This is a genomic window from Ideonella sp., from assembly GCF_044358605.1.
In the GTDB taxonomy this organism is placed as follows: Bacteria; Pseudomonadota; Gammaproteobacteria; order Burkholderiales; family Burkholderiaceae_C; genus Ideonella.
In genome coordinates, this window is the sequence record NZ_JBIKNQ010000009.1 from 46,010 (window position 1) to 70,929 (window position 24,920).

General features: G+C 61.3%; 23 protein-coding genes. 10 read left to right on the forward strand and 13 right to left on the reverse strand.

Features of this window, described 5'->3' with window-relative positions:
* The first annotated feature begins 94 nt into the window (after positions 1-94).
* From lysS to ACIQ3Q_RS05100, 4 genes are read left to right on the forward strand one after another with little or no spacing between them, the layout of a single operon-like run.
* Complete coding sequence (lysS, locus tag ACIQ3Q_RS05085) at positions 95-1,618, forward strand: lysine--tRNA ligase (RefSeq protein ID WP_396267913.1); 1,524 nt, start codon at positions 95-97, stop codon at positions 1,616-1,618.
* Between the two features lie 4 nt (positions 1,619-1,622).
* Positions 1,623-2,165, forward strand: coding sequence for a pyridoxamine 5'-phosphate oxidase family protein (locus tag ACIQ3Q_RS05090; protein WP_396267914.1), 543 nt, complete (start codon positions 1,623-1,625; stop codon positions 2,163-2,165).
* 10 nt (positions 2,166-2,175) lie between these two features.
* The gene (locus tag ACIQ3Q_RS05095) at positions 2,176-2,694 is read left to right on the forward strand and encodes a YbaK/EbsC family protein (protein WP_396267915.1); all 519 of its coding nucleotides are present in this window, start codon (positions 2,176-2,178) and stop codon (positions 2,692-2,694) included.
* The gene (locus tag ACIQ3Q_RS05100) at positions 2,691-2,897 is read left to right on the forward strand and encodes a DUF1289 domain-containing protein (RefSeq protein ID WP_396267916.1); all 207 of its coding nucleotides are present in this window, start codon (positions 2,691-2,693) and stop codon (positions 2,895-2,897) included. The genes ACIQ3Q_RS05095 and ACIQ3Q_RS05100 overlap by 4 nt, the downstream gene beginning before the upstream one ends.
* 79 nt (positions 2,898-2,976) lie before the next feature.
* On the opposite strand, the gene ACIQ3Q_RS05105 is transcribed toward ACIQ3Q_RS05100, so the two are convergent.
* Positions 2,977-3,255 carry a hypothetical protein gene (locus ACIQ3Q_RS05105; protein WP_396267917.1) on the reverse strand — a complete coding sequence of 93 codons (279 nt, stop codon included), beginning with the start codon at positions 3,253-3,255 and terminating at the stop codon, positions 2,977-2,979.
* A 118-nt stretch (positions 3,256-3,373) separates the two neighbouring features.
* Positions 3,374-5,128 carry an MFS transporter gene (locus tag ACIQ3Q_RS05110; RefSeq protein ID WP_396267918.1) on the reverse strand — a complete coding sequence of 585 codons (1,755 nt, stop codon included), beginning with the start codon at positions 5,126-5,128 and terminating at the stop codon, positions 3,374-3,376.
* A gap of 699 nt (positions 5,129-5,827) precedes the next feature.
* Between ACIQ3Q_RS05110 and ACIQ3Q_RS05115 the strand changes: the two genes are divergently transcribed.
* Together ACIQ3Q_RS05115 and ACIQ3Q_RS05120 are read left to right on the forward strand one after the other, a co-directional pair.
* Positions 5,828-7,618, forward strand: a complete 1,791-nt coding sequence (locus ACIQ3Q_RS05115) for an MFS transporter (RefSeq protein ID WP_396267919.1) — start codon at positions 5,828-5,830, stop codon at positions 7,616-7,618.
* Positions 7,619-7,730: 112 nt separating this feature from the next.
* A complete protein-coding gene (locus ACIQ3Q_RS05120; protein WP_396267920.1) occupies positions 7,731-8,168 on the forward strand; it encodes a universal stress protein in 438 nt (145 codons plus the stop codon).
* On the opposite strand, the gene ACIQ3Q_RS05125 is transcribed toward ACIQ3Q_RS05120, so the two are convergent.
* Positions 8,151-9,134: an alpha/beta fold hydrolase gene (locus ACIQ3Q_RS05125; RefSeq protein ID WP_396267921.1), complete on the reverse strand. Its 984-nt coding sequence runs from the start codon at positions 9,132-9,134 to the stop codon at positions 8,151-8,153. The two genes, ACIQ3Q_RS05120 and ACIQ3Q_RS05125, sit on opposite strands and share 18 nt — an antisense overlap.
* A 131-nt stretch (positions 9,135-9,265) precedes the next feature.
* Between ACIQ3Q_RS05125 and ACIQ3Q_RS05130 the strand changes: the two genes are divergently transcribed.
* Genes ACIQ3Q_RS05130 through ruvC form a run of 4 tightly spaced genes read left to right on the forward strand, consistent with a single transcriptional unit; the run spans position 9,266 to position 13,680 of the window.
* Positions 9,266-11,374 carry an amidohydrolase family protein gene (locus ACIQ3Q_RS05130; protein WP_396267922.1) on the forward strand — a complete coding sequence of 703 codons (2,109 nt, stop codon included), beginning with the start codon at positions 9,266-9,268 and terminating at the stop codon, positions 11,372-11,374.
* A 37-nt stretch (positions 11,375-11,411) separates the two neighbouring features.
* The gene (locus ACIQ3Q_RS05135; protein WP_396267924.1) at positions 11,412-12,032 is read left to right on the forward strand and encodes a lysophospholipid acyltransferase family protein; all 621 of its coding nucleotides are present in this window, start codon (positions 11,412-11,414) and stop codon (positions 12,030-12,032) included.
* Position 12,033: 1 nt separating this feature from the next.
* Positions 12,034-13,095, forward strand: coding sequence for a phosphatidate cytidylyltransferase (locus tag ACIQ3Q_RS05140; RefSeq protein WP_396267926.1), 1,062 nt, complete (start codon positions 12,034-12,036; stop codon positions 13,093-13,095).
* Between the two features lie 24 nt (positions 13,096-13,119).
* Complete coding sequence (ruvC, locus tag ACIQ3Q_RS05145; RefSeq protein ID WP_396267927.1) at positions 13,120-13,680, forward strand: crossover junction endodeoxyribonuclease RuvC; 561 nt, start codon at positions 13,120-13,122, stop codon at positions 13,678-13,680.
* Positions 13,681-13,694: 14 nt separating this feature from the next.
* Here ruvC and ACIQ3Q_RS05150 read toward each other — a convergent pair whose 3' ends face one another.
* The 10 genes from ACIQ3Q_RS05150 to murD form a co-directional block, all read right to left on the reverse strand.
* Positions 13,695-13,880 carry a hypothetical protein gene (locus ACIQ3Q_RS05150; protein WP_396267928.1) on the reverse strand — a complete coding sequence of 62 codons (186 nt, stop codon included), beginning with the start codon at positions 13,878-13,880 and terminating at the stop codon, positions 13,695-13,697.
* A gap of 4 nt (positions 13,881-13,884) precedes the next feature.
* Positions 13,885-14,820: a UDP-3-O-acyl-N-acetylglucosamine deacetylase gene (gene lpxC / locus ACIQ3Q_RS05155; RefSeq protein ID WP_396267929.1), complete on the reverse strand. Its 936-nt coding sequence runs from the start codon at positions 14,818-14,820 to the stop codon at positions 13,885-13,887.
* Between the two features lie 103 nt (positions 14,821-14,923).
* Positions 14,924-16,144: a cell division protein FtsZ gene (ftsZ, locus tag ACIQ3Q_RS05160; protein ID WP_396267930.1), complete on the reverse strand. Its 1,221-nt coding sequence runs from the start codon at positions 16,142-16,144 to the stop codon at positions 14,924-14,926.
* Positions 16,145-16,217: 73 nt separating this feature from the next.
* On the reverse strand, positions 16,218-17,447 hold the full coding sequence (ftsA, locus tag ACIQ3Q_RS05165) for a cell division protein FtsA (RefSeq protein ID WP_396267931.1): 1,230 nt from the start codon (positions 17,445-17,447) through the stop codon (positions 16,218-16,220).
* 15 nt (positions 17,448-17,462) lie between these two features.
* Complete coding sequence (locus ACIQ3Q_RS05170) at positions 17,463-18,236, reverse strand: cell division protein FtsQ/DivIB (protein ID WP_396267932.1); 774 nt, start codon at positions 18,234-18,236, stop codon at positions 17,463-17,465.
* Between the two features lie 4 nt (positions 18,237-18,240).
* Entirely contained in the window at positions 18,241-19,221 is a 981-nt protein-coding gene (locus ACIQ3Q_RS05175) for a D-alanine--D-alanine ligase (RefSeq protein ID WP_396267933.1), read from the reverse strand.
* Entirely contained in the window at positions 19,218-20,642 is a 1,425-nt protein-coding gene (gene murC, locus ACIQ3Q_RS05180; protein ID WP_396267934.1) for a UDP-N-acetylmuramate--L-alanine ligase, read from the reverse strand. Before murC ends, ACIQ3Q_RS05175 begins: the two co-directional genes overlap by 4 nt.
* Positions 20,643-20,661: 19 nt before the next feature.
* Positions 20,662-21,738, reverse strand: a complete 1,077-nt coding sequence (gene murG / locus ACIQ3Q_RS05185; protein ID WP_396267935.1) for an undecaprenyldiphospho-muramoylpentapeptide beta-N-acetylglucosaminyltransferase — start codon at positions 21,736-21,738, stop codon at positions 20,662-20,664.
* An 88-nt stretch (positions 21,739-21,826) separates the two neighbouring features.
* Positions 21,827-23,128, reverse strand: coding sequence for a putative lipid II flippase FtsW (gene ftsW / locus ACIQ3Q_RS05190; RefSeq protein ID WP_396267937.1), 1,302 nt, complete (start codon positions 23,126-23,128; stop codon positions 21,827-21,829).
* On the reverse strand, positions 23,125-24,918 hold the full coding sequence (murD, locus tag ACIQ3Q_RS05195) for a Mur ligase family protein (protein WP_396267938.1): 1,794 nt from the start codon (positions 24,916-24,918) through the stop codon (positions 23,125-23,127). Before murD ends, ftsW begins: the two co-directional genes overlap by 4 nt.
* Positions 24,919-24,920: the final 2 nt, after the last annotated feature.

Consider the following 24,920-nt stretch of genomic DNA (forward strand, 5'->3'; position numbering starts at 1 on the left):
CGTTGGGCCTGCGTCAGGGCTGCCCGTAAAATCGACCTTCCTTCGGCTGGCCAAAGTGCCCGCCCCCTACCCCTTCTATCCCCCACACCCCGCCATGAGCGCCGACTCCACCACCCCGCTGACGCCCGACGACCACAACCAACTGATCGCTGAGCGCCGCGAGAAACTGGCCGCCCTGCGCGAGCAGGCCAAAGCCAGCGGGGTAGCGGTGTTCCCCAACGACTTCAAGCCCACCCACCATGCTGCCGCGCTGCACCACAGCCACGGCACGCTGGAGAACGACGTGCTGGAAGCTACCCCGGTGCGGGTGGCCGTGGCCGGGCGCATGATGCTCAAGCGGGTGATGGGAAAAGCCTGTTTTGCCACGCTGCAAGACGCCTCGGGCCGCATTCAGCTCTACATCACCCTGGACGCTGTGGGTGCCGATGTGCTGGCTGCTTTCAAGCATTGGGACCTGGGCGACATCCTGGGCTGCGAAGGCACGCTGTTCAAGACCAAGTCGGGCGAGTTGTCGGTCAAGGCGACCGCTGTGCGCCTCTTGACCAAGAGCCTGCGGCCCCTGCCGGACAAGTTCCACGGCATGACCGACCAGGAGCAGAAGTACCGCCAGCGCTATGTCGACCTGATGACCGACGAAGACGCACGCACACGCTTCATGGCCCGCTCTAAAGCCGTGTCTTCGATCCGCAACTTCATGGTTGAGCACGGCTTCCTGGAGGTCGAGACGCCCATGCTGCACCCCATTCCCGGTGGTGCCAATGCGCGGCCGTTTGTGACCCACCACAACGCGCTCGATCAAGAGATGTATTTGCGCATTGCGCCCGAGCTCTATCTGAAGCGCTTGGTCGTGGGTGGCTTTGAGCGGGTCTTCGAGATCAACCGCAACTTCCGCAACGAAGGCATTAGCGTTCGGCACAACCCCGAATTCACGATGATGGAGTTCTATGCGGCCTACTGGAACCACCACGACCTGATGGACTTCACCGAGGCGGTGTTGCGCCATGCAGCGCGCGCGGCCACCGGCAACGCCCGCGTCACCTACGCCGGCAAAGAAGTGCATCTGGACGAGCCCTTTGCGCGCCTGTCGGTGCGCGACTCGCTGGTCAAGCATGCCGGGCTGACCGAGGCCGAAGCCGACTCGGCCGACGCCGTGAAGGCCAAGCTCAAGGCCCTGGGCGAAGAGCCGCCCAAGCACTGGGGCCTGGCGCAATTGCAGTTCGGCCTGTTTGAAGCAGCGGTCGAAGACAAGCTCTGGCAGCCCACCTTCATCATCGACTACCCCGTGGAAGTCTCGCCCCTGGCCCGCGCCTCGGACAGCAACCCGGCCATCACCGAGCGCTTTGAGTTGTTCATCACTGGGCGTGAATTTGGCAATGGCTTCTCGGAGTTGAACGACGCCGAAGACCAAGCCGCCCGCTTCCATGCCCAGGTGGCCAACAAAGAAGCCGGTGACGACGAGGCCATGTTCTATGACGCCGACTTCATCCGCGCCCTGGAATACGGCATGCCCCCGACGGGCGGCTGTGGCATCGGGATTGACCGGCTGATGATGCTGATCACCGACTCGCCCAGCATCCGCGACGTGATCCTCTTCCCCGCGCTGCGCCGCGAGGCTTAAGTCTGTGAACGACCTGCTTGCGCTGGCCGCCCGAGTCCGGGACGAGTTGGCCCAGGCAGTCTCGACCCGCGGCCACCCTTGGCGCACGGCCACCTTGGCCACGGTGAGCCCCGAAGGCCTGCCAGACGCCCGCACGGTGGTGCTCAGAGAGTGGGATGAGCACGAGCAGACCTTGGTGTTTTTCACCGACGCCCGCTCGCCCAAAGTTCAGCATCTGCAGCATCAGCCTCAGGCTGCGCTGGTGCTGTGGCACCCAGGTCTGGGTTGGCAGTTGCGCATGACCGTACGCACCGAAGTGACTTTCGAGGGCTTGGCGGTGAGCTCGCGCTGGGCTCGCCTGAAAATGACGCCTGCGGCGCAAGACTACCTGTCGCCTTTGGCGCCGGGTGATAGCCTGGGGAGCTTGAGCCCAGCGGCTGCCAGCCGCCCCCACTTTGCGGTGGTACACGCCCGGGTGTTGGCCGTGGACTGGCTGAGCCTGAACCCTGAAGGCCACCGCCGTGCCCGCCTCTGCCCCCCCGAACTCGCCGCCTGGCTGCAACCTTGACCTCTTGTTCATGACCATCACAGCTCCAGAGCCCAGCCACGACGGCTTTGACCGCGTCTGCCAGCATTTGCAAGCCCAAGGCCACGCTCACCCAGCTCAGTGGCTCCACACGCCTGCGCGCACTTGCCAAGAGGCGGCTGAAGCCTTGGGGCTGCAAACCGGGCAGATCGCCAAGAGCGTGATCTTCAAACGCAAGAGTGACAACCGCGCGGTGTTGGTGGTGGCCTCAGGAGACCAGCGTGTCGACGAGAAGAAGGTGGCCGCGTTGGTCGGCCCCATCGGCCGGGCCGATGCGGACTTTGTCAAAGCACAGACCGGCTTTTCGATTGGTGGTGTTTCACCCGTGGCGCACCTGCATCCGCCGGTCACCCTGGTGGACGACACGCTGTTCCGATTCAACGAAGTGTGGGCGGCGGCAGGCCACCCCAATGGCGTGTTTCGCTGCAGCCCGCAAGATTTGCTTCGGTTGACGGGTGCGCCATCGGCCGATGTCGCCCAGAAGGCCCAAGCCGCCCAACCGAGCCCATGAGCACCGCCCCCATCCCCTCCCCCTGCACCGGGGTGTGCCGCATCGACGCCCAAACGGCGCTGTGCGCCGGCTGCGCGCGCACCTTGGACGAGATTGCCACTTGGTCACGCCTGTCTGATGAGGCCAAGCTCGCCGTGCTGGCGGACTTACCTCAACGCGGCACAAGCAGCACAAAGACAAGCCCCGGCTCGCCACAGTCTTGACCCGCGGCCTCTCGGGCGCAGTCCCAGCTTTCCCGAAGACCCCCGCCTTATCTCACCGGACTAAACACGCCGGCAGCCACTAGCCACGCCGCTTTATCACTGCAGCGACTGCCAGCACCACCGCCAAGATGATGCTGTTGGATACAAGTCCGGCCAAAACGGCCTCCATGAGGACGACAGACTGACTGGGCAGAGTCGATGGAACGATAACCGCAACAAACACGACGCCCAGCGCCAGTGGAATCCAGCGTCCTGTCACAGCTGCAGTACGCAACATGGTGATGACCAATGCGACCATCAAGCCGATGCGGAAGGGGTCGATCAGTTGCGATAGAACGGTATCGATCACTGGGTTCATTCCTATGACATTTTCCAAATGATAGGCGCGACGTTCGATAAAACGTCAACATCGGTCTCACATAAAAAAACCGGGCAGAGACCCGAAAGTCTCCGCCCGGTTGCATCTGTTCGATTGATCAGCTCTTGTGATCGTCGGAGAAGATGTCTTTCTTATGCGTACCGCCTGGAACAAACAGGGCACCAATCACCACGGTCATGACAGCAATCACGATCGCGTACCACAGGCCAGAGTAAATGTTGCCCGTCTGTGCAGAGATCGCGAACGCTGTGGCAGGCATCAGACCACCGAACCAACCGTTGCCGATGTGGTAGGGCAGCGAGAGACCGGAGTAGCGGATGCGGGTTGGGAACATTTCCACGAGCATCGCAGCGATGGGGCCATAGACCATGGTCACCAAGATGACGAGGTAGGTCAGGGTCAGGATGATGGCCATCTTTTGACCGTCGAAGATGTCAATGAAGTGCTTTGCTTTGACAACGGTTGCGTTATCGGCGGGCACCAGCGGGTAACCGGCCTGCTTCAGCGCAGCATTCAACGAACCTTCGAAGGCAGCTTTCGCTTTCTTCAACTCATCCCCACTGACCTTGCCAGCGTTGTATGACTCGATCGTGGTTTCGCCAACCTTCACCACCGCGAGGCTGCCGGGGGCGGCGCTTTCCACGCTCGAATAGTTCACCGACGAGCGAGCCAGCTGTGCCTTAGCGATGTCGCATGAGGATGTGAACTTGGCGGTACCAGTCGGGTTGAACTGGAACGAGCAGTCGCCGGGCGCCACAGTCACGGTCACCGGGGTCTGATGCGCTGCGTAAATCGCGGGGTTGGCGGTCTTGGTCAGGAAACCAAACACCGGCAGGAAGGAAACCGCACCCAACAGGCAGCCAGCCAAAATGATGGGCTTGCGACCGATGCGGTCAGACAGCGCGCCAAAAAACAGGAAGCCGCCGGTACCGAGAATCAGCGACCAAGCCACCATCACGTTGGCGGTGAAGCTGTCGACCTTGATCACGTTCTGCATGAAGAACAGCGCGTAGAACTGACCGGTGTACCAGACAACTGCCTGACCGGCAACCAGACCCAGCAGAGCAATCAGTGCGATCTTGCCGTTTCTCCAGTTTCCGAAGGCTTCACTCAGCGGCGCCTTGGAGGTGCGGCCCTCTTCCTTCATCTTCTTGAATGCTGGGCTCTCGTTCATCTGCAAACGGATGTACAAAGAAATCAGCAGCAGGAAAATCGAGCCGATGAACGGAACGCGCCAGCCCCAAGCGTTGAAGGCTTTGATCATGGTGGGGTTGCCATCAGCCATCAGCACTGCGACACCATCCTTCATCAGAGGCACGTCGGGGTAGTTGCCGTTCACATAGCCCTGCACCGAGAGGATCACAATCAGCGAAAGCAGCAGGCCCAATGTCGCGGTGGTCTGGATGAAGGCGGTGAAGTAGCCGCGCTGGTTCGCGGGAGCGTGTTCTGCCACGTAGATCGCGGCGCCGCCGTATTCACCACCAAGAGCCAGACCCTGCGCCATCCGCAGCAAGATCAGAGTGATCGGAGCGGCAACGCCCCAGCTCTCGTAGTTGGGCAGAATCCCGACGAGGAAAGTCGAAACACCCATGATGACGATGGTCATCAAGAAGGTGTACTTGCGGCCGAGCATGTCGCCCAGCATGCCAAAAACCAGCGCACCAAACGGACGCACGATGAAGCCGGCGGCAAAAGCAAGCAGCGCGAACACGTTTCTCGTGGCTTCCGGGAACGCAGTAAAAAACTGTGCTCCGATGATGCCTGCAAGAGCGCCATAAAGGTAAAAGTCATACCACTCGAAGATAGTGCCTGCAGACGAAGCTGCAATCACTTTTTTCTCCTCCGCGGTCATGGGGCGAGAGCGTTCTCGCGTGTTGCTTAGCGCGTCATTTGTCGCCATTTGGTTGCTCCATTCATTAGTCCAACAATTTGCCAGACAGCTATTCCCTGAACTTCACTCGGGTTGCATCATCGATTCTTACTCTCCTGCTCACACAACAGAATAGGAACCTGATTTCGCCACAGAAGAGACACTCCACACTTCAGCCATCATGCGAGCGATTGACTCGAAGAAGGCACTGATCTGTGTGCGGCAACCGGAATGTGCCGTCGGTACCTTACTGATAAATTGCAAGACGGGGCCGGGATCACCAAGATCAGGGAAAGCACCTAAGCGATAGATTGCTTGTTGCTGCCGCTTCATTTCCCACAAGAAAGTTAGTGAATACTTGCGAAAAGTCTTTAGCTAGAGCAAACCAATGCACAGAAGCTAAACACCCAATATTTCTTACGCACCAATTACATAGCACAGCCACCCAAGCTAGGGGAAATACTCATTTCGAGGGTAAATACTGGTTAAGAGCGTACTCCTAACCTACTCATTCCAATTCACCGAAGAAACCCAGTGTGGATGCTGAAATCAAACCCAAGGGTTAAACCTGATTTTGTCAGTTTCGATTAAGCCTGGCGTCAGAACACGGTCAGAGGCTCCCGAGATAGTGCGGACCAGCGTCACCAATTTCGAGTGACGCGGGGACTATGGAGACCATGAATGGCGACAACAGTCACCAAGACTCCGATGTCAGCGGAGGAGCGCAAGGTGATCTTCGCTTCTTCGCTGGGCACGGTGTTTGAGTGGTATGACTTTTATCTCTACGGCACTCTGGCCGTGATCATCGGCAACCAGTTCTTCTCAGCACTGGACCCGGCATCGCGCACCATCTTCGCCCTGCTGGCCTTTGCGGCCGGTTTTATCGTGCGTCCATTCGGGGCCTTGGTGTTCGGGCGCTTGGGCGACATGATTGGACGCAAGTACACCTTCTTGGTCACCATTCTGATCATGGGCTTGTCGACTTTCATTGTCGGCGTGTTGCCCAACTACGCGTCGGTGGGCTTGGCGGCTCCCATCATCTTGATCGGCCTGCGCCTGCTTCAGGGTCTAGCTCTCGGCGGCGAGTATGGCGGCGCCGCCATTTTTGTGGCCGAACATGCCCCACAAGGTAAGCGCGGCGCTTACACGGCCTGGATCCAAACCACGGCTACGTTGGGGCTCTTGCTGTCGCTATTGGTGATCATGGGGGTGCGGTCTGCACTGGGCGAAACTGCCTTTGCAGAGTGGGGTTGGCGCCTGCCCTTCCTAGCGTCGTTTCTGCTACTGGCCATTTCGATCTGGATTCGTCTGTCGATGAACGAGTCTCCAGCCTTCAAGAAGATGAAGGAGGAAGGCAAAACTTCCAGGGCGCCCATCACAGAGTCGTTCGGTCGCTGGCGAAACCTGAAGATCGTCATCTTGGCGCTGTTCGGCTTGACGGCTGGACAAGCTGTGGTTTGGTACACGGGTCAGTTCTATGCATTGTTCTTTCTGACAGATGCGCTCAAAGTGGACGCCAGCACCACTCACGTGCTGGTCGCCGCATCGCTGCTCATTGGCACGCCCTTCTTCCTACTATTCGGCTCACTGTCAGACAAAGTAGGTCGCAAACCGATCATCATGCTGGGCTGCTTGGCTGCAGCGCTCACCTACCTCCCCCTGTTCAATGCGTTGACGCAAGCCGCCAACCCTGCGCTGGCCAAGGCCCAAGCCGTCAACAGAGTGGTCGTGGTGTCGGATCCGGCAGAGTGCTCATTCCAATTCAATCCTGCCGGTACAGCCAAATTCACCAGTTCCTGCGATATCGCGAAACAGCAGCTATCGGCCCGCTCGGTGAGCTACCAAAATGAGTCGGCGCCCACGGGGGTCGCCGCTGTGATCCGGGTTGGCGGCGTGCAGATCATGAGCTTTGACGCTGCCAGAATCAGCGCTGAAGACATAGCCGCGCAAGAAAAGGCGGCTGCTGTGAAGGTGGGCGCTTTGCGGGCCTCCCAAGCGGCAACTCCAGAGGAAGTTCGACAGGCCGAAGACGCCTTGGCAAGCTTCAGTCGTGACGCTCGTGCCGCAACCCTCAAAGCGAAAGAGGCCCTCATGACCGCCGAACTGAGCAGCGCGTTGCAAAGGGCCGGATACCCTGAGAAGGCAGACCCTGCCGGAGTCGACAAGCCTAAGGTTATTCTCATTCTGTCCATCCTCGTCATCTATGTGACCATGGTTTATGGCCCCATCGCAGCCATGCTGGTGGAGATGTTCCCCACCCGTATTCGCTATACCTCTATGTCCTTGCCTTATCACATCGGCAACGGGTGGTTTGGGGGCCTGCTGCCCGCCACTGCATTGGCCATCGTGGCACAGACAGGCAATATGTACAGCGGTCTCTGGTACCCCATCACCATCGCAGGCGCCAGCTTCGTGATCGGCATGCTGTTCCTGAAAGAGACCAAAGACGTGAACATTTACACCAATGACTAATGCGTTAGCTGACCCCCGCCTGTAGAGGGCATCTCGGTAGAGCTTGACACGCATCAACGCTTGAGTCTTAGCGCAGCGCTAAGGTTTGCTTTTCTTTGTCTGAGGCTTTGGGATGTTCGAACGCCTGCTGGTCCCCATCGACGGCACACCCACCGCTGAGCGCGCCATGACGGCCAGCATTGCGCTGGCTCGTCAGCTGCAAGCTGCCATCGTAGGCTTTATTGCCGAGCCCGACCTGCGCGCGGCCTCTGACAAGCCCTTAGCGACAGACAAGACACCGACCAAAGCCAAGGCCGCTGCGGACTCACATGCTCATCAGGTGCTCAAGAAATTTCAGGCTCAGGCGACAGCGGCCCAGGTCCCCTTCGAGGGCGTGATGGCCTATACCGCCGAGATCGACGAGGCCATCATCAGCACTGCGCAGCAACAGCACTGTGATTTGATTGTGATGGTGACCCACGGTCGCGGCGCTTTTGGCGAGCGCTTGTTCGGCTCTCACACCAAGTCAGTGATGAGCAAGTGCGCGCTGCCTCTATTGGTGCTGCGATAAGCTCAGAGGCTGCCGCATAAAGGTTCTGAGCGCCTCCAGCGCCAGCCCCGCTTGCTCCTCAGGCACTTGGTGCCCCACATTCGGCAACAACAGCAAACGCGCATTGGGCATCAACTGGGCAAAGCGTTCGCCCACCGCTGGCGGGACTTGCTTATCTTGTTGCCCCCATATCAGCAGGGTGGGTCGACTCATCACCTTGAGTCGCTTCACGGCCGCGTGATCGGCGGGCTGGGCCAGAAATTGGCGCAGCGCTTCGCGATTGCCTTCCCTGAGCAGCAGCTCGTGATAGCGGGCCACCTGGGCTCGGGTGATGCGCTCGGGCTGGGCATAGGTGGCGGCCAAGCTGTGCTCCACCAATGCTTGCGGCATCAGGCCCTCGCCCAAGGCGCCCATCACAGGCCAACTCGCCATCCTGAGCCCAGGCACTTGGCGCAGGGGCGGGTCAGGCCAGCCCGTCGCGCCCATCAAAACCAGGCGCTGCACCTTGCTGGGAGCCATCAAGGCGAGGCGCCATGCCACCTCCCCCCCGAGGTCGTGTCCCACGATGATGGCTTGCTCGATCTTCAGCTCATTCAAGAAGCGCAAAGTAAAGCGCGCGAGGTTCTCCGCGCCGTAATCAACGGCAGCCCCGTTGAGATGCGCCTCTGAAAAAGGCCCTGTCAGTCCAAAACCCGGCAAGTCCAGGCGAATCACACGGTGCCGGGGTGACAAGTCCTGCGCCCAAGCATCCCACACGTGCAAGCTGGCCGCCACACCGTGCAAAAAAACAATGGGATGCGGATCATGGCGCGGCCCTTCGTCGCGCCAATGCACGCCCTGTCCATCCACCTCCATGAAGTCTGAAGGCGGCATGGCCCAACGCCCCACCAGCGCTTCCACCGGAAGGTCAGGCGCTCTGAGCAAAGGCAGCGAGAGTGCGCTCAGCATCAGCAACAGGCCCAGGCCACGCCACAGCACCCTCTTCATGTGCTGGCCGTCCTGCTCAAAATCTGAGGGGGTCGCAAGAGCTTGCTTCTCCAATCGGGGCTGAGACAAATCGCTTGCAGCCACATTTCCTTGATACGCTTAGGGCCAAGTCAGCCCTTCTTGCGCTCATCATGCCCGCATCCTCTGTCTTCAATGCCAAGATTTGCCCCGCATTCCAGCGGGTTTTGGTCGCGACGCTGCTTTTGGGTGGGCTCAGCCTATCGGCCACGGCTCAAGAGCGCGTCACGCGCTATGGTGCTTGGGCCCAAGGACATGCCGCCGGCAAGATGGTCGTGACCGAATCCAGCAGTGGCTCCTCCCCCCAGGCGGTCACGGAGTGGCGCATTCACTACCACTACCTTGACAACGGTCGAGGCCCTACCCTGGCGGAAACCTTGCGCGTCGATGCTGAGGGCAGGCTGCTCTTGCATCAGGTCAGTGGGCGCTCAGAGTTCGGCTCGCCCGTGCGCGAAGTCTTCATTCGATCGGGCGACAGCGCTCGCTGGGATTCGGGTGCCGACCAAGGCAGCGCCAAGCTCAGTGCGGATGAGCTGGCCTTCTACAGCCCCATGGAGGGCAGTCCGGGTACCTTGAGTCCTGTGCTCAAGACCGCCCAGCGGCTGGGTTTGGACTCTGTTCCAACGCTGCCCCGGGGTGCCGCTCGCATCGAAGTGCTGGACCGGCTGCTCTGGCGCAAATCCGAAGCCGGTAGCCCCACGGTGGCCCTGGCCTTGGTGGCATTGCACGGTGCCGATGTGTTTCCGACCTTATCTTGGGTGCGGGATGACGCTGATCGTGCCTTCTTTGCTGATGTAGGCCCCGGCTGGAGCCTGATCGAAGAAGGCTTTGAAACCGCAGCACCTGAGTTGCTGGCTCGCCAAGATGCGGCGGAGCAAGCCCGGCTCAAAACCCTGATGAGTGCGGTACGGCAGCCCCTGCCAGGCAAGACCTTGATCCGTGGCGCGCGCTGGTTTGATGCACCGGCCGCGATGATGCGCGAGCCCGAAGACGTGCTGATTGAGAACGGCCGCATCATCGCCCGCGGGGCCGCTGCCAGTGCCCACGCCAACATCACCAACACCATTGACGCGCCGGGCAGCAGCCTGTTGCCAGGCCTGTGGGACATGCATGTGCATGTGGGCAAGTCCGACCTGCTCTTGCACCTCGCCGCAGGCGTCACGACCGTGCGCGACCTCAGCAATGACAACGAGTATCTGGGCAAGCTGCGGCAGCAGTTGGGCCAAGGGGAGCTGCTCGGGCCCCGGGTTCTGGCCAACGGCTTTATTGAGGGAGAAAGCCCGTTCTCTGCGCGGGGGGGCTTTGTGGTGAATTCACTGGGCGATGCGCTCAAAGCCGTCGACTGGTATGCGGACAAAGGCTACACCCAGCTCAAGCTCTATAACTCCTTCAAGCCTGAATGGGTCGGTCCCACGGTGGCCCATGCGCATAAAAAGGGCTTGAAGGTGGGCGGTCATGTCCCAGCCTTCATGCGAGCGGCCGATGTGCTGGAGGCTGGCTTTGACGAGATTCACCACATCAACCAAGTGATGCTGAACTTCTTCGTCAAGCCCAAAGACGATACCCGCACCCTGCTGCGCTTTTACCTGGTGGGCGACAACGCCCATCGCATCAACCTCGACAGCCCTGAAGCCCGCGCCTTTGTCGGCCAGTTGGTGAAACGCCAAACGGTGGTGGACCCGACCCTGTCCACTTTTGAAGGCAGCTTCAAGCAGCGCCAAGGCCAGCTCAACCCCAGCTATCACGACATTGCCGAGCACCTGCCACCGCAGTTTGCGCGCAGCCTGCGCCGCTATTCCATGGACGTCAACAACAGCAATGCCAAGCGTTTCTCGGCCTCCTACGACAAGATGCTGGCCCTGGTCGCCAAGATGCATCAGGCGGGCGTGCCCATGGTGGCCGGCACAGACGACTTCCCGGGCCTGATGTACCCGCGCGAGTTGGCGCTTTATGTCAAGGCAGGCATCCCACCCGGTGAGGTGCTGCGCATGGCTACGGTGGGCAGCGCCAAAGTGGCGGGCTTGGCGCAAGAGGTCGGGGCCATCGAGGTGGGGCAGCGGGCGGACTTGATCCTGGTCAGCGGCGACCCCACGCGCGACATCAACGCCGTCCGACGCGTTCAATTGGTGATCCGCGATGGCGTGATGCTGGACCCCGCCCACATCTGGCGCGCTCACGGCATCACGCCGTTTGCCGCCATGCCGGCCCTGCAGCGTCCCTGAAGCGCTGCAGCCTTGGGCCTGAGCTACCATCCTCGTCATGACCCGAGCTGAACTTGCGGGCAAAGTGCTGGCCTTTGTGGCGCGCCTGATCACCGGCGCACAAGGACACTGGCGCGGATGCCCCCCCGAGGCGCTGCAGCGCATCTACTTTGCCAACCATCAAAGCCACCTGGACTGGGTGTTGATCTGGGCAGCACTGCCGTCTGAGTTGCGCACCACCACCCGGCCGATCGCGGCCAAGGATTACTGGACGTCCTCGCCGCTGAAGCACTGGATCACGCGCGAAATATTCCGGGCGGTCTACGTCAATCGTCAACGCACGGACGACGAAGATCCGCTGGCCCCCTTGGCGCTGGCCTTGGAGGGCGGCGACTCTTTGGTGATCTTTCCTGAAGGCACGCGCAGTTCCAAAGGCGAGCCCATGGCGTTCAAGAGCGGCATCTACCATCTGGCCAAGCAGTTTCCGCAGGTGCAACTGATCCCGACCTGGATCTCCAACGTGCAGCGGGTGATGCCCAAGGGCGAAGTGGTGCCGGTGCCTATTTTGTGCACCGTCACCTTTGGTGCGCCCATGCAGGTCCTGCCCGACGAAGACAAGACCAACTTCCTGACCCGTGCGCGCGACGCCGTGATGGCCCTGCGGCCGGTGGGAGGCTGAGATGGGCTGGCTGCGAGAGTTGAGTGTCGACCAGCAGATTTCGCTGCTGTTTGTGATTGTTTTTGGCGTACTGGGCCTGGTGACCCTGGGCGCTTTCTTCTTTAGCCTGCGTGAGCGCAACAGCAGCGCCGCAGCCCGGGACATGCGCTTCAAGCGTGACCTCCGTGCCGCTTGGCTGGGTGCCACGGTGTTCTGGCTGTCATGGGTGAGTGGGCCATTGGGCGCCACGCTGCTCTTTGGCCTGCTGTCCTTTTTGGCCCTGCGCGAGTTCATCACGCTGATGCACACCCGCCGTAGCGACCACCGCAGCCTGCTGGCCGCATTCTTTGTGGTGCTGCCGCTGCAATACGCCTTGGTCGGCAACCGCAACTTTGACCTCTTCACGGTCTTCATTCCCGTCTATGCCTTCATCGCCATTCCGGTCATCAGCGCCTTGGCGGGGGACCCGGAGCGATTCTTGGAACGTAACGCCAAGATTCAGTGGGGCATCATGGTCTGTGTCTTTGGCCTCTCGCATGCGCCCGCCCTGCTCTTGCTGGACTTCCCCCAACATGCCGGGCAAGGCGCCTTCTTGGTCTTTTTCTTGGTGGTGGTGGCCATGGTGGCGCAAGTCACCCAAGAGGGCCTAAGCCGCTGGCTTCGTCGTCGGCCCTTGGCGCGGGCCATCAGCCGCTCGTTTTCTTGGCGCGCTTGGCTGCTGGGTGCGGTGGCGGGTGCCTTGGCGGGCACCGCACTGTATTGGGTCACGCCCTTCAAGCCCTGGCAGGCGTTTTCCATGGGGCTGATCGCTGCGGGCTCCGGCCTGCTGGGCGAGTTTGTGATGAAGGCCCTGAAGAAAGACGTAGGGGTGCGCTTTTGGGGCAACCGCACCCTCACCCACGAAATGCCGGATGGCAGCACCGTCACCGCCGGGTCCGACAGTGCGGGCGCCGTCGCCGGCAGCAGCCTGTCTCAAGCGGGCTTGACCGGCGCCGTGGGCTTGTTGGACCGCATCGCCCCGCTGGCCTTTGCCGCCCCTGTCTTCTTTCATTCGGTGCGCTGGTACTTCCAGTTGCGAGGTTGATCGGTGCAGACGCCGAGCCTCCCTTTGCGCGTGCTAGGCATAGACCCCGGCCTGCAGTGCACCGGCTTTGGTGTGATCGAGAAAGAAGGCAATGCCTTGCACTATGTGGCGAGCGGCACCATCCGCACCACGGGCGCCGGGACGGGCATTGCCCAGGGCGATCTGCCAGGGCGCATCCGCATCATTTTTGAGGGCGTGCGCGAGGTCGTCGAGCGCTACCAGCCGCAGCAGGCCTCCTGCGAGATTGTGTTCGTCAACGTCAACCCGCAAAGTACTTTGCTCTTGGGCCAGGCGCGCGGGGCGGCCTTGGCAGCCTTGGTCACCAGCGGCTTGGCGGTGGCCGAGTACACCGCACTACAGATGAAGAAGTCCATCGTGGGCAATGGCCACGCGGACAAATCCCAAGTGCAAGAGATGGTCAAGCGTCTGTTGAACTTGCCGGGCGTACCGGGCAAGGACGCGGCTGATGCCTTGGGGCTGGCCATTACCCATGCCCATGCAAGCAGTTCCTTTGAGGCCATGGCCAAGGCCACAGACTTAAAGCGCCGCACCCATGCGCAATTCAAAGGTGGGCGCACTTATTGACGGCGCAGAAGACCTTAGAGGATTCGAGCCAAGCGCTCTAAAAACACCACCGCAAAGAAGCCCAAGCCTGCCAGCACGGTCCACTTGACCAGCACCACGCCGCGTTGGCGCCAGCGCGGGTCGCGGGTGGCGATATAGGCGCCAAAGCAAAGCAAGCCCGCTAAGAGCAAGAGGCCAAAAACCAAGCGGAAGATCAGCATGGCGTCACCATGCGGGCGCAAGCTGGGCAAAGCCTGCAGGTGCTTTGGCCTCGTCCTCAAAGGTCACCAATTCCCAGGCGTCCGCATCCGCCAGCAGCTTGCGCAAGAGCTTGTTGTTCAAGGCATGGCCGCCTTTGAACGAGGTGTACGCCGCCAAAAGAGGATGCCCGGCAATGTAGAGATCACCGATCGCGTCCAAGATTTTGTGCTTCGCGAATTCGTCGTCGTAGCGCAGACCATCGGCGTTCAGCACGCGATAGTCGTCAATGACAATTGCGTTATCCATGCTGCCGCCCAAGGTCAGGCCGCGCGAGCGCATGGCTTCGACATCTTTGGTAAAGCCAAACGTACGTGCCCGAGCGATCTCTTGCTTGTAGCGGCCCGAGCCCATCTCAAACACCACCTGCTGGCCGGTGGCGTCCAGCGCCGGGTGGTTGAAAGCGATCTCAAACGTAAAGCGCCAGCCATGATGGGGCTCCAGCTTGGCCCACATGGCACGCTCGCCTTCGCCTTCCCGAATCTCTACCGTCTTTTTAACGCGCAAAAACTTCTTGGCGGCGTTCTGCTGTTCAATGCCCGCGCTTTGCAGCAAGAACACAAAGCTGGCGGACGAGCCATCAAGAATGGGCACCTCATCGGCCGTGATATCGACATAAAGGTTATCCAAACCCAGGCCCGCGCAGGCCGACATCAGGTGCTCAATGGTCTGCACCTTGGGAGCGCCGGGATCACCACCGGGAGAGATGGTCGACGCCATGCGGGTATCGCACACGGAGTCAAAGCGTACCGGAATATCCACAGGCTGCGGCAAATCCACCCGCCGAAACACGATGCCTGTATTGGGTGCTGCGGGGCGCAAGGTCAACTCGACACGCTGGCCGCTGTGCAGGCCCACGCCGACTGCGCGCGTGATGGATTTGAGGGTGCGTTGCTTGAGCATAAGAATCGGTCCGCCAAAGGCAAACGGGGTGGAGGCCCTGATAAGAACCCCTCACCCCGTATTGTCGTTGACCCGGGAGATCCCCGGGCTTCACGATGGGCACTCAGTCGGCTTGCTTGCGCAGAAAAGCCGGGATCTCGATTTCGTCCATGCCGTTGGAGCTCAGCGCTTCAACCTTGGCCGCCGCTTGCGTACGGCCATTGCGCCAAACGCTGGGCGTCGACAGGCCATCGTAGTTCGGCTGAGCCGCCTGACCCAGACCCATGCCACCCACCGGGTGGTTCATGATGGGCAGGTTGTCGGTGCCAGTGCGCTGAAAGGCGACGGGCTCGCTCTGCACCACGGTCAGCGGTGCTTGTTGGCGCTTGGCGTTCGACGACAGGCCGGTGGCGATGACGGTGACGCGCAGTTGGTCACCCAAGCTATCGTCGTAGGCCGTGCCATAAATGACATGGGCATCTTCAGCCGCATAGCGACGGATGGTGTTCATCGCGTTCTTGCTTTCAGCCAGCTTGAAGCTGGTGCGCGAGGCCGCGATCAAGACCAGCACGCCCTTGGCGTTGGCCAGGTCAATGCCTTCCAGCAGCGGGCAAGCCACTGCGGCTTCAGCCGCCTTGGTGGCACGGTCTGGGCCTGCTGCCGTGGCCGTGCCCATCATCGCGCGGCCGGGTTCGCTCATCACGGTCTTGACGTCTTCGAAGTCAACGTTGACCAGGCCCGGGATGTGAATTATGTCGGAAATGCCGCCAACTGCGTTCTTCAGCACGTCATTGGCGTGCGCAAAGGCTTGTTCTTGCGTGACGTCGTCACCCAAGACTTCAAGCAATTTGTCGTTCAGCACCACGATCAGCGAGTCGACATTGGCCTCCAACTCGGCCACGCCAGCATCGGCTTGCTTGGTGCGGCGACCGCCTTCAAACTCGAAAGGCTTGGTCACCACGCCGACCGTCAGAATGCCCATTTCTTTGGCCACACGGGCAATGACGGGTGCGGAGCCTGTGCCCGTGCCACCACCCATGCCAGCGGTAATGAACAGCATATTGGCGCCAGCGATGACCGCCTTGATGTGCTCAACCGCCTCTTCGGCGGCGGCGCGGCCGACTTCGGGCTTGGAGCCGGCGCCCAAACCCGTGGCACCCAATTGAATCAGGTGCTGCGCACCGCTACGGTTCAAAGCTTGCGCATCGGTATTCGCGACCACGAATTCCACGCCCTGCACGCCTTGCGCAATCATGTGTTCGACAGCGTTTCCGCCGCCGCCACCCACGCCAATCACCTTGATTTGCGTGCCTTGATCAAATTCTTCGATCATCTCGATGGCCATGTGGAACCTCCTTCGTCGTCAGCAGTTGCCAAAATTGAATGAACAGATGTGCCAGCCTCTTTGGGCCGCTAATCTAGAAATTACCCAGAAACCAATCCCGCGCTCGTCCTACGAATGTTTTCACCGACCCGGCCTGTTGCGCAGCTTTGTAGCCACGTGTGTGCGCGGAGCGGGCTTCCTCTAACAACCCCATCACAGTTGCGGAGCGCGGGCTCGCCACCATGTCAAAAAGCGGTCCTGAATAGGTGGGAAGTCCTTTACGAACCGGTTTGAGGAAGATGTCTTCCCCCAACTCCACCATGCCGGGCATCACCGCTGTGCCGCCCGTAATCACAATCCCAGAGGATAGCAATTCTTCATACCCCGATTCTCTAATAACTTGGTGCACGAGGGAATAAATTTCTTCAACTCGTGGCTCAATCACACCGGCCAAGGCTTGGCGGCTGAGCATTCGCGGTACTCGGTCACCCAAACCGGGAACCTCCACCTGCTCGCTGGGGTCCGCCAGCAATTGTTTGGCCACGCCATATTCGACCTTGATCTCTTCTGCGTCCTTGGTGGGCGTGCGCAAAGCCATGGCGATGTCACTGGTGATCAGGTCACCGGCAATGGGAATGACTGCGGTATGGCGGATGGACCCGCCGGTATAGATGGCCACATCCGTGGTACCTGCACCAATATCCACCAAAGCCACACCCAGCTCTTTTTCGTCATCGGTCAAAACCGAGGCTGATGAAGCGGTGGGGGCTAAACAAAGTTGCTCGACTTCCAAACCGCAGCGGCGAACACATTTCAAAATGTTTTCTGCGGCGCTTTGAGCCCCCGTGGCGATGTGAACTTTCACCTCCAATCGACTGCCGCTCATACCAATAGGCTCTTTGACCTCATGGCCGTCGATCACGAATTCCTGGGATTCCACCAGCAGCAAGCGTTGATCGTTCGGGATATTGATGGCCTTGGCGGTTTCAATCACCCGCCCCACATCGGTGGGCGTCACCTCCCGGTTATCCCGCACGATGACCATGCCGGTGGAGTTTTGGCCGCGGATATGGCTGCCCGTGATCCCGGTATAAACCCGCTCAATCTTGCAGGCCGCCATCATCTCGGCTTCTTTCAGAGCCTGCTGGATGGACTGCACCGTGGCATCGATATTCACCACTACACCCCGCTTCAGGCCATGGGAGGACGCGACACCCAAGCCCGCGAGACGCAAGTCGCCACCTACGACTTCTGCAACCACCACCATCACTTTGGCGGTGCCGATGTCCAGTCCGACAACGATATCTTTGTAGTCTTTGGCCATGCTGTCCTCAGCCTCTCAGTTGTTGGGGACGCCCAACGGGGCGCGCATTCTCAGGGCGTAGCCGTCGGGGTGACGCAGATCGGCATGGTCCCAGGCGCGTTGTTGACGTGCCGCCACTTGTCGTACGCTGACCACAAAGCGCTCCACGCGGGCGATCACTTCGTCTTCATTGCCTCGCCCCATGTCGATGGATGAACCGTTGTCCAGGCTCGCCGTCCAGGAGCCACGCTCTGTGACGCTGAGTTTGTCTACGCTGCGACCGATGCGCGCCAACACCGGCGTGAGCCGTTGAAACAAAGCCCAGACGGCGGGAGCATCCTGGTCCTGGCCACCAAAGGCCGGCAAGCTGTCATCGTCCACGTCGCCGACATTGGCCTCAAAAATCTCGCCGTGTGAATTGACCAGGCGGTCATTGCCTTCGTCGCCCTTCCAGATGGCGACCGGGCTGTGTTCTTCCAGACGTACCACCAGTTTGTTGGGCCAGATGCGGTGCACGACGGCATGACGCACCCAAGGCACGGCTTCAAAGGCGGCGCGGGCGGCATCGAGGTCCATGGTGAAGAAGTTGCCCGCCAAGCGGGGCGCCGCATTGGCTCGAATGGTGACCTCGTTGTTGCGAGCCACATCGCCTTCCAAGCGGATGCTGCCGATCGCAAAAAAGGGCCTCGCCGCCAGCCACAGCGCCGCCCCGGCCAGCACCAAGAGCAGCATCAGCACCATCACCACACGTGCGGTGAGGTTCATGACGCGCACGTCAGTGGGCAGTGGAAGACTGGGGGCGGCGCGCATGGTGTCAGTGGCCAGAAGCCTCGGCCGTGCTGCGGCCATCCAAGCCGGCCTGGGCCAGCAAGTGCAAGCACAGCGCTTCGTAGCTCATGCCCGCATGTGCGGCGGACTTGGGCACCAAGGAGTGACTGGTCATGCCGGGCGAGGTGTTCATCTCCAGCAAGAAAGGCTTGCGGTCTGACGCTCGGATCATCAAGTCTGCCCGACCCCAGCCACGGCACCCCAACAAGCGGTAGGCGTGGACCACGATGCGTTGGATCTCGCGCTCCTCGGCCTCGGGTAAACCGCTGGGCAGCAGGTAGCGAGTGTCGTTGGAGACGTACTTGTGCTCGAAGTCGTAGTTACCGTCGGGCGCCTGAATGCGCACCACGGGCAGCGCCACCGCAGTCTCTCCCTCACCCAAAACAGGGCAAGTCACTTCGTCACCGATGATGAATTCTTCGCACAGCACGTCGGGGTCATATTGTGCCGCGAGGCTCACGGCCTCCTTCATCTCGGAGTAGCCATTTACACGCGTTACACCGAAGGAAGAACCCTCGCGTGCGGGCTTGACGATGACGGGCAAACCCAGGGCATCCGGCACGGTGCGGATCGCCTCTAAGCTGTGCTGGCCCGCACCCAAGCGCCGCCATTGCGGAGTGGGCAGGCCCTCGGCCACCCACACCCGCTTGGTCATGACTTTGTCCATGGCCACCGCAGAGGCCATCACGCCTGAGCCGGTGTAGGGAATGCCCAGCAATTCCAGTGCGCCTTGCACTGTGCCGTCTTCACCGCCTCGACCATGCAGCGCGATGAAGCAGCGTGCGAAGCCCTCACGCTTCAGGTCTCCCAGGTCGCGCTCGGCGGGGTCAAAGGCATGCGCGTCCACACCTTGCGAACGCAGGGCTTCTAGCACGCCTTGCCCAGACATCAAGGAGACCGGCCGCTCGGCGGAGGTGCCGCCCATCAAGACCGCCACCTTGCCCAGGGCTTTCACATCGATGCTCATGCCATCTCCTTCGCCAACTCGACCACGCGGGCAGGCACCGCGCCGATGGTGCCTGCGCCCATCGCAATCACCACATCGCCAGGCCGCGCGAAGCTCAAGATCTCGTGAGGCAAGGTGTTCACATCATCGACAAACACCGGGTCCACTTTGCCGGCCACCCGCAAAGCCCGCGCTAAAGAGCGGCCGTCTGCCGCCACGATGGGTTGCTCACCTGCGGCATAGACCTCGGTCAGCAATACGGCATCTGACTGGCCCATCACTTTGACAAAGTCCTCAAAGCAATCTCGCGTGCGGGTGTAGCGGTGCGGCTGAAAGGCCAAGACCAAGCGGCGGCCCGGGAAGGCACCGCGCGCGGCGGCAATCACGGCCGCCATCTCGACGGGGTGGTGGCCATAGTCATCGATCAGCGTGAAGCTGCCCGTGCCGGTCTCAGCGCTGGCGCGGGTCGGCCAGTCGCCATAGCGCTGGAAGCGTCGGCCCACACCGTCGAACTCCACCAACGCCTTGACGATGGGGCCGTCAGGCAGCTCCAGCTCGGTGGCCACGGCAATGGCAGCCAAGGCATTCAGCACATTGTGCTCACCGGGCAAGTTGAGGGTGATCTCGATGTCCGGCATCACCACGCCATTGCGGCGTTGGCAGGTGAAGCGCATCTGCCCACCTTCCAAGGCTTGGACATTCACCGCCCTCACCTGCACATCCGGCCCAAAGCCATAGGTGATGACGGGGCGCGAGACCATGGGGATGATGCTCTTCACGCCAGGGTCGTCACCGCAGAGGATGGCGGCACCGTAAAAGGGCATACGGTGCAAGAACTCGACGAAGGCACTCTTGAGCTTGGCAATGTCATGGCCATAGGTGTCCATGTGGTCGGCGTCGATATTGGTGACGACGGCCAAGATGGGCATCAGATTCAAGAAGGAGGCATCGGACTCGTCCGCCTCCACCACGATGAAGTCCCCGGAGCCCAAGCGCGAGTTGGCCCCCGCAGAGTTGAGCTTGCCGCCGATCACAAAGGTCGGGTCCACACCCGCCTCGGCCAGCACGCTGGTGACCAATGAAGTGGTGGTGGTCTTACCGTGCGTGCCCGCAATCGCAATGCCTTGCTTCAGGCGCATCAACTCGGCCAGCATCACCGCACGTGGCACTACGGGGATGCGCTTGGCGCGCGCGGCAATCACCTCTGGGTTGTCACCCTTCACGGCTGTCGAGGTCACCACGGCTTCAGCGCCTTGAATGTGCGCTGCGTCGTGGCCTTGGTAGATGCGAATGCCCAAGCCCCCCAGGCGGCGGGTGGTCGCACTCTCAGACTGGTCGGAGCCCGAGACCACATAGCCCAGGTTGTGAAGGATCTCGGCGATGCCGCTCATCCCAGCGCCGCCGACGCCCACAAAGTGGATGTGCTTGACCGCATGTTTCATGTGTTGCTCCCGCTGATGTTCATCTCTGCACCAGCTTTTCAATTTCGTCGGCGACCTTGGCCGCAGCATCGGGCTTGGCCACGCGGCGCGCAGCCACCGCCATGGCCAAGAGGCGCTCGCGCGACAGGCCGCGAATCACCTCTGCCAGATGTTGCGGAGTCAGTTCGGTTTGCGGCAGGTGGATGGCCGCACCGTGCTCGGCCAGCCATTGAGCGTTGTCGCGCTGGTGCGAAGTGGTGCTCACCACCAAGGGCACCAAGACGCTGGCCACACCCGCCGCACACAACTCGCTGACGGTGATGGCACCCGCCCGGCACAGCATCACATCGCAGTGCGCAAGCCGCTCGGCCATGTTGTCAATGAAGGGCAAGACCTCAGCCTCCACCCCCAGCGTGACATAGCGTGCGCGAACATCGTCCAGATGCGCCATGCCGGTTTGATGGGTGACCAGTGGGCGCTGGTCCGCAGGAATTTGCGCCAGCGCAGCCGGCAGCGTCTCATTCAGCACCTTAGCGCCCAAGCTGCCGCCCACCAAGAGCAAGCGCAAAGGGCCGGTGCGGCCTGCAAAGCGCTGCTCGGGCAAGGCCATGCTTTGGATCTCGGCACGAACCGGGTTGCCAGTCACCAATCCTTGTTTGACCTTGGCGACCGCAGGACCATCAAAACCAAAGGCGACTTTGTCCGCTACGGGCAGCAAGGCCTTGTTGCTCATCAACAGGGCGGCGTCGGCGTTCACCAGCATCAGTGGCTTGCCCAGAAGTGAGGCCATCATGCCGCCGGGAAAGCAGACATAGCCGCCCATGCCCAAGACAGCATCGGCTTGCCTTCGCCGCAAGATGCGCAATGAATCCCAAAAGGCCTTCAGCAGACGCAAGCCCCCCGTCATGGTTTGCAGCAACCCTTTGCCGCGCAGGCCACTGAAGGCCAGCGTGTCCATCGCGATGCCTGTGGGCGGCACGAGGCGGTTTTCCATGCCACCGGCCGTGCCCAACCACGTGACGGTCCAGCCCCGCGATTGCATCTCACGCGCCACGGCCAAGCCCGGAATCACATGCCCGCCCGTGCCTGCCGCCATGATGACCAAGCGCTTGCTCATGCTCGGCCACCTCGCATGAGTTGTCTGTTTTGGCTGCGCCGAAACGCCAGGCTCGCACGTCGTGCGAGTGCCACGCTGCGCATGTCACTCATGCTCGGCCTCCTCGCATGAGCTGTCTGTTTTCTTGATCAACCCGGAGCACGATGGCGAGGGCCACCAAGTTCATCAAGATGCCCGAGCCGCCATAGGACATGAGTGGCAGGGTCAGGCCCTTGGTCGGCAGCACGCCCAGGTTCACGCCCATGTTGATGAAGCTCTGCCCACCAAACCAGATGCCAATGCCTTGGGTCATCAGGCCCGCGAAGACACGGTCGAGTGCAATGGCTTGCCGGCCAATGTGGAAGATGCGACGGGTCAGCCAGAAGAAGCCCACGATCACGGCCAACACGGCCACAAAGCCCAGCTCTTCACCGATCACCGCGAGCAAAAAGTCGGTGTGGGCTTCAGGCAGGTAGTGCAGCTTTTCAATCGAAGAGCCCAAACCCTGGCCAAAGAGTTCACCTCGGCCGAAGGCAATCAAGGAGTGGGTGAGCTGATAGGCCTTGCCTTGGGCATAGGCCGGGTTCCACGGGTCCAAGTAGGCAAAGATGCGCTCGCGACGGAATTCGCTGAACATGATCATCAGCACAAACGCCCCGACCAGCACCGCCACGCTGAGGAAGAACATGCGTCCATTGACACCGCCCAGGAACAAAATGCCCAAGGCGATCGTTGCGATGACCATGAAGGCGCCCATGTCGGGCTCGGCCAATAGCAGCACGCCAATCACGCCCAGGGCCACCGCCATGGGCCAGACGGCCTTGAAAAAGTTCTCCTTCACATCCATCTTGCGCACCATGTAGCTGGCGGCATACATGGCAATGGCGAGCTTGGCCAGCTCGCTGGGTTGGATGTTCATGAAGCCCAAGGGGATCCAGCGCCGCGCGCCGTTGACGCCCTTGCCAATGAAGGGCACCAGCACCACGATCAACAAAGCCAAAGACCCGGCGAACAACCAGGGTGCCCAGCGCTCCCACACCGAGATGGGGATTTGCAGAGTGATCAAGGCCGCCACAAAAGCCAAGCCGATGAAGATGGCTTGGCGGAACAAAAAATAGGTCGGCGTGTACTTGGCGAACTTGGGGTTATCGGGCAGCGCCACCGATGCGGAATACACCATCACCAAGCCCAAGGCCAGCAGACAGATCACCACCCACATCAAGGCCATATCAAAGCCCGCCACCGGGGCCGCACGCCCTGCGCCCAGAGGCGTGCCGTCGCGAATGGGCAAGCGCCCCGCAGCCTCTCGACCCAGGCGCCACCATTGGCCCAGCCAACTGCGCGATCGGCTGCCCCAGCTCGCGCTGGTGGGCTCTTGCGTTTCGGCGGCAGCAGCTTCGGCAAACTTCACGCGATCATCTCCCCGCGCTCTTCGGCCAGTGCCTTCACTGCATCAATGAAGACCTCCGCGCGATGCGCGTAGTTGCGGAACATGTCCAAGCTGGCACAAGCGGGGCTCAGCAAGACGGCATCTCCCGCTTGGGCTTGCTCAAAGGCCCAGCGCACCGCACTGGGCAGGTCGGCATGGCGTTGCAGGGGCACTGCCGTGTCGGCCAACGCTTGTTCGATGGCTTCGGCGTCTTTACCCAGCGTGGCGACCGCCCGCACATGGCGAGCCACAGGGGCGGCCAAGGGGCCAAAGTCCTGCCCCTTGCCATCGCCGCCGAGGATCACTACCAGCTTGGAGCTGAGCTTGTCGGCGCCCAAGCCTTGCAGGGCGGCCACGGTCGCGCCCACATTGGTGCCCTTGCTGTCGTCGAAGGCTTCAACGCCGCCAACCTGGCCCACCAACTCCACGCGATGGGGCTCGCCGCGGTATTCCCTCAGTCCGTGCAACATCGGTGCGAGAGGGCAACCAATGGCGGTGGCCAAGGCCAGTGCAGCCAAAGCATTTGCCGCATTGTGGCGGCCGCGCACCCGCAGAGCATCGGCAGGCATCAAGCGTTGAAGCAGGATTTCTTCTTCCTCTCCTTTGCGGCGCTTGATGGTTTCATCCACCGGCATCGCGCGCACCAACCAGGCCATGCCCCCTTCGGTGATCAGACCAAAGTCACCGCCGTGTTGGGGCGCGTCCAAACCAAAGCGCACCAGCGGGCGGGTCACTGCCTTGGTAGGGCGGCCGCGCCCCCCTTTGACCAACACGGGCGGTGGCACCATGGCCTCCACCGTCGTGTCTTCTCGATTGATCACCATGAGCGCGGTCTGCCCAAAGATGCGGGACTTGGCTTCGGCATAAGTCGCCATCGAGCCATGCCAGTCGAGGTGATCTTGAGTGACATTCAAGACGGTGGCCGCATCGGGCTCAAAACCCTGGACACCGTCGAGTTGGAAGCTGGAGAGCTCCAGCACCCAAACCTCGGGCAGATGCTCAAACACAGGCGCCTGCTCAGGAGGTGGCGCCAACACCAAGGGGGCATCGTCCTCCAAGGCAGCAGGGGGCTCGGCGGGCAGACTGTCTTGCGACGCCGCAGCCACGTCTTGTTCGCTGGCACCGTCCAGCGCCATCAGTTCGGGCGTTTCATCCGGCACCTCATCCACCGGGGCAGAATCGTGCGCTGAAGCCTCCGGCACTTCAAGCGCTTGCGCCATTGCTTCGGTCTCAGCAGCAGGGGCATGCGGTGCGGGCTCCAGATCCAGCGCGGCAGCCAAGGTATCCAACATGGTCGGGCCGATATTGCCGGCCATGGTCACGCGCCGCCCAGCGCGCTCCACCAGCATGGCGGTCAGCGAAGTCGTCGTGGTTTTGCCATTGGTGCCTGTGATGGCCAAGACCTTGGGGGCATAGCGGCGCTGCAGCTTCAGATCAGCCAGCGCGCGTGCGAACAGGTCCAACTCGCCTGCCACGCGAATACGCACGGCTTGAGCAGCTTGCAGCAAGGGCTGCACCTTGTCGTCCAGTGGCGAGAGGCCGGGGCTCTTCAGCACCAAGCGTGCATCGTCCAGGGCCTCAGCCGCTAAAGCACCGCTGAAAAACTCGGCGGTCGGGACATCGGCCTGCAGCCCGCTGAGTTGTGGCGGCGTGGCGCGCGAGTCCCACACCCGAATGCGCACTGCGCCATGGCGCGCGCACCAACGTGCCATGGCCAAGCCTGAGTCCCCCAGACCCAGGATCAGCACGGAGAGGTTTTGCAAATGCAACACGG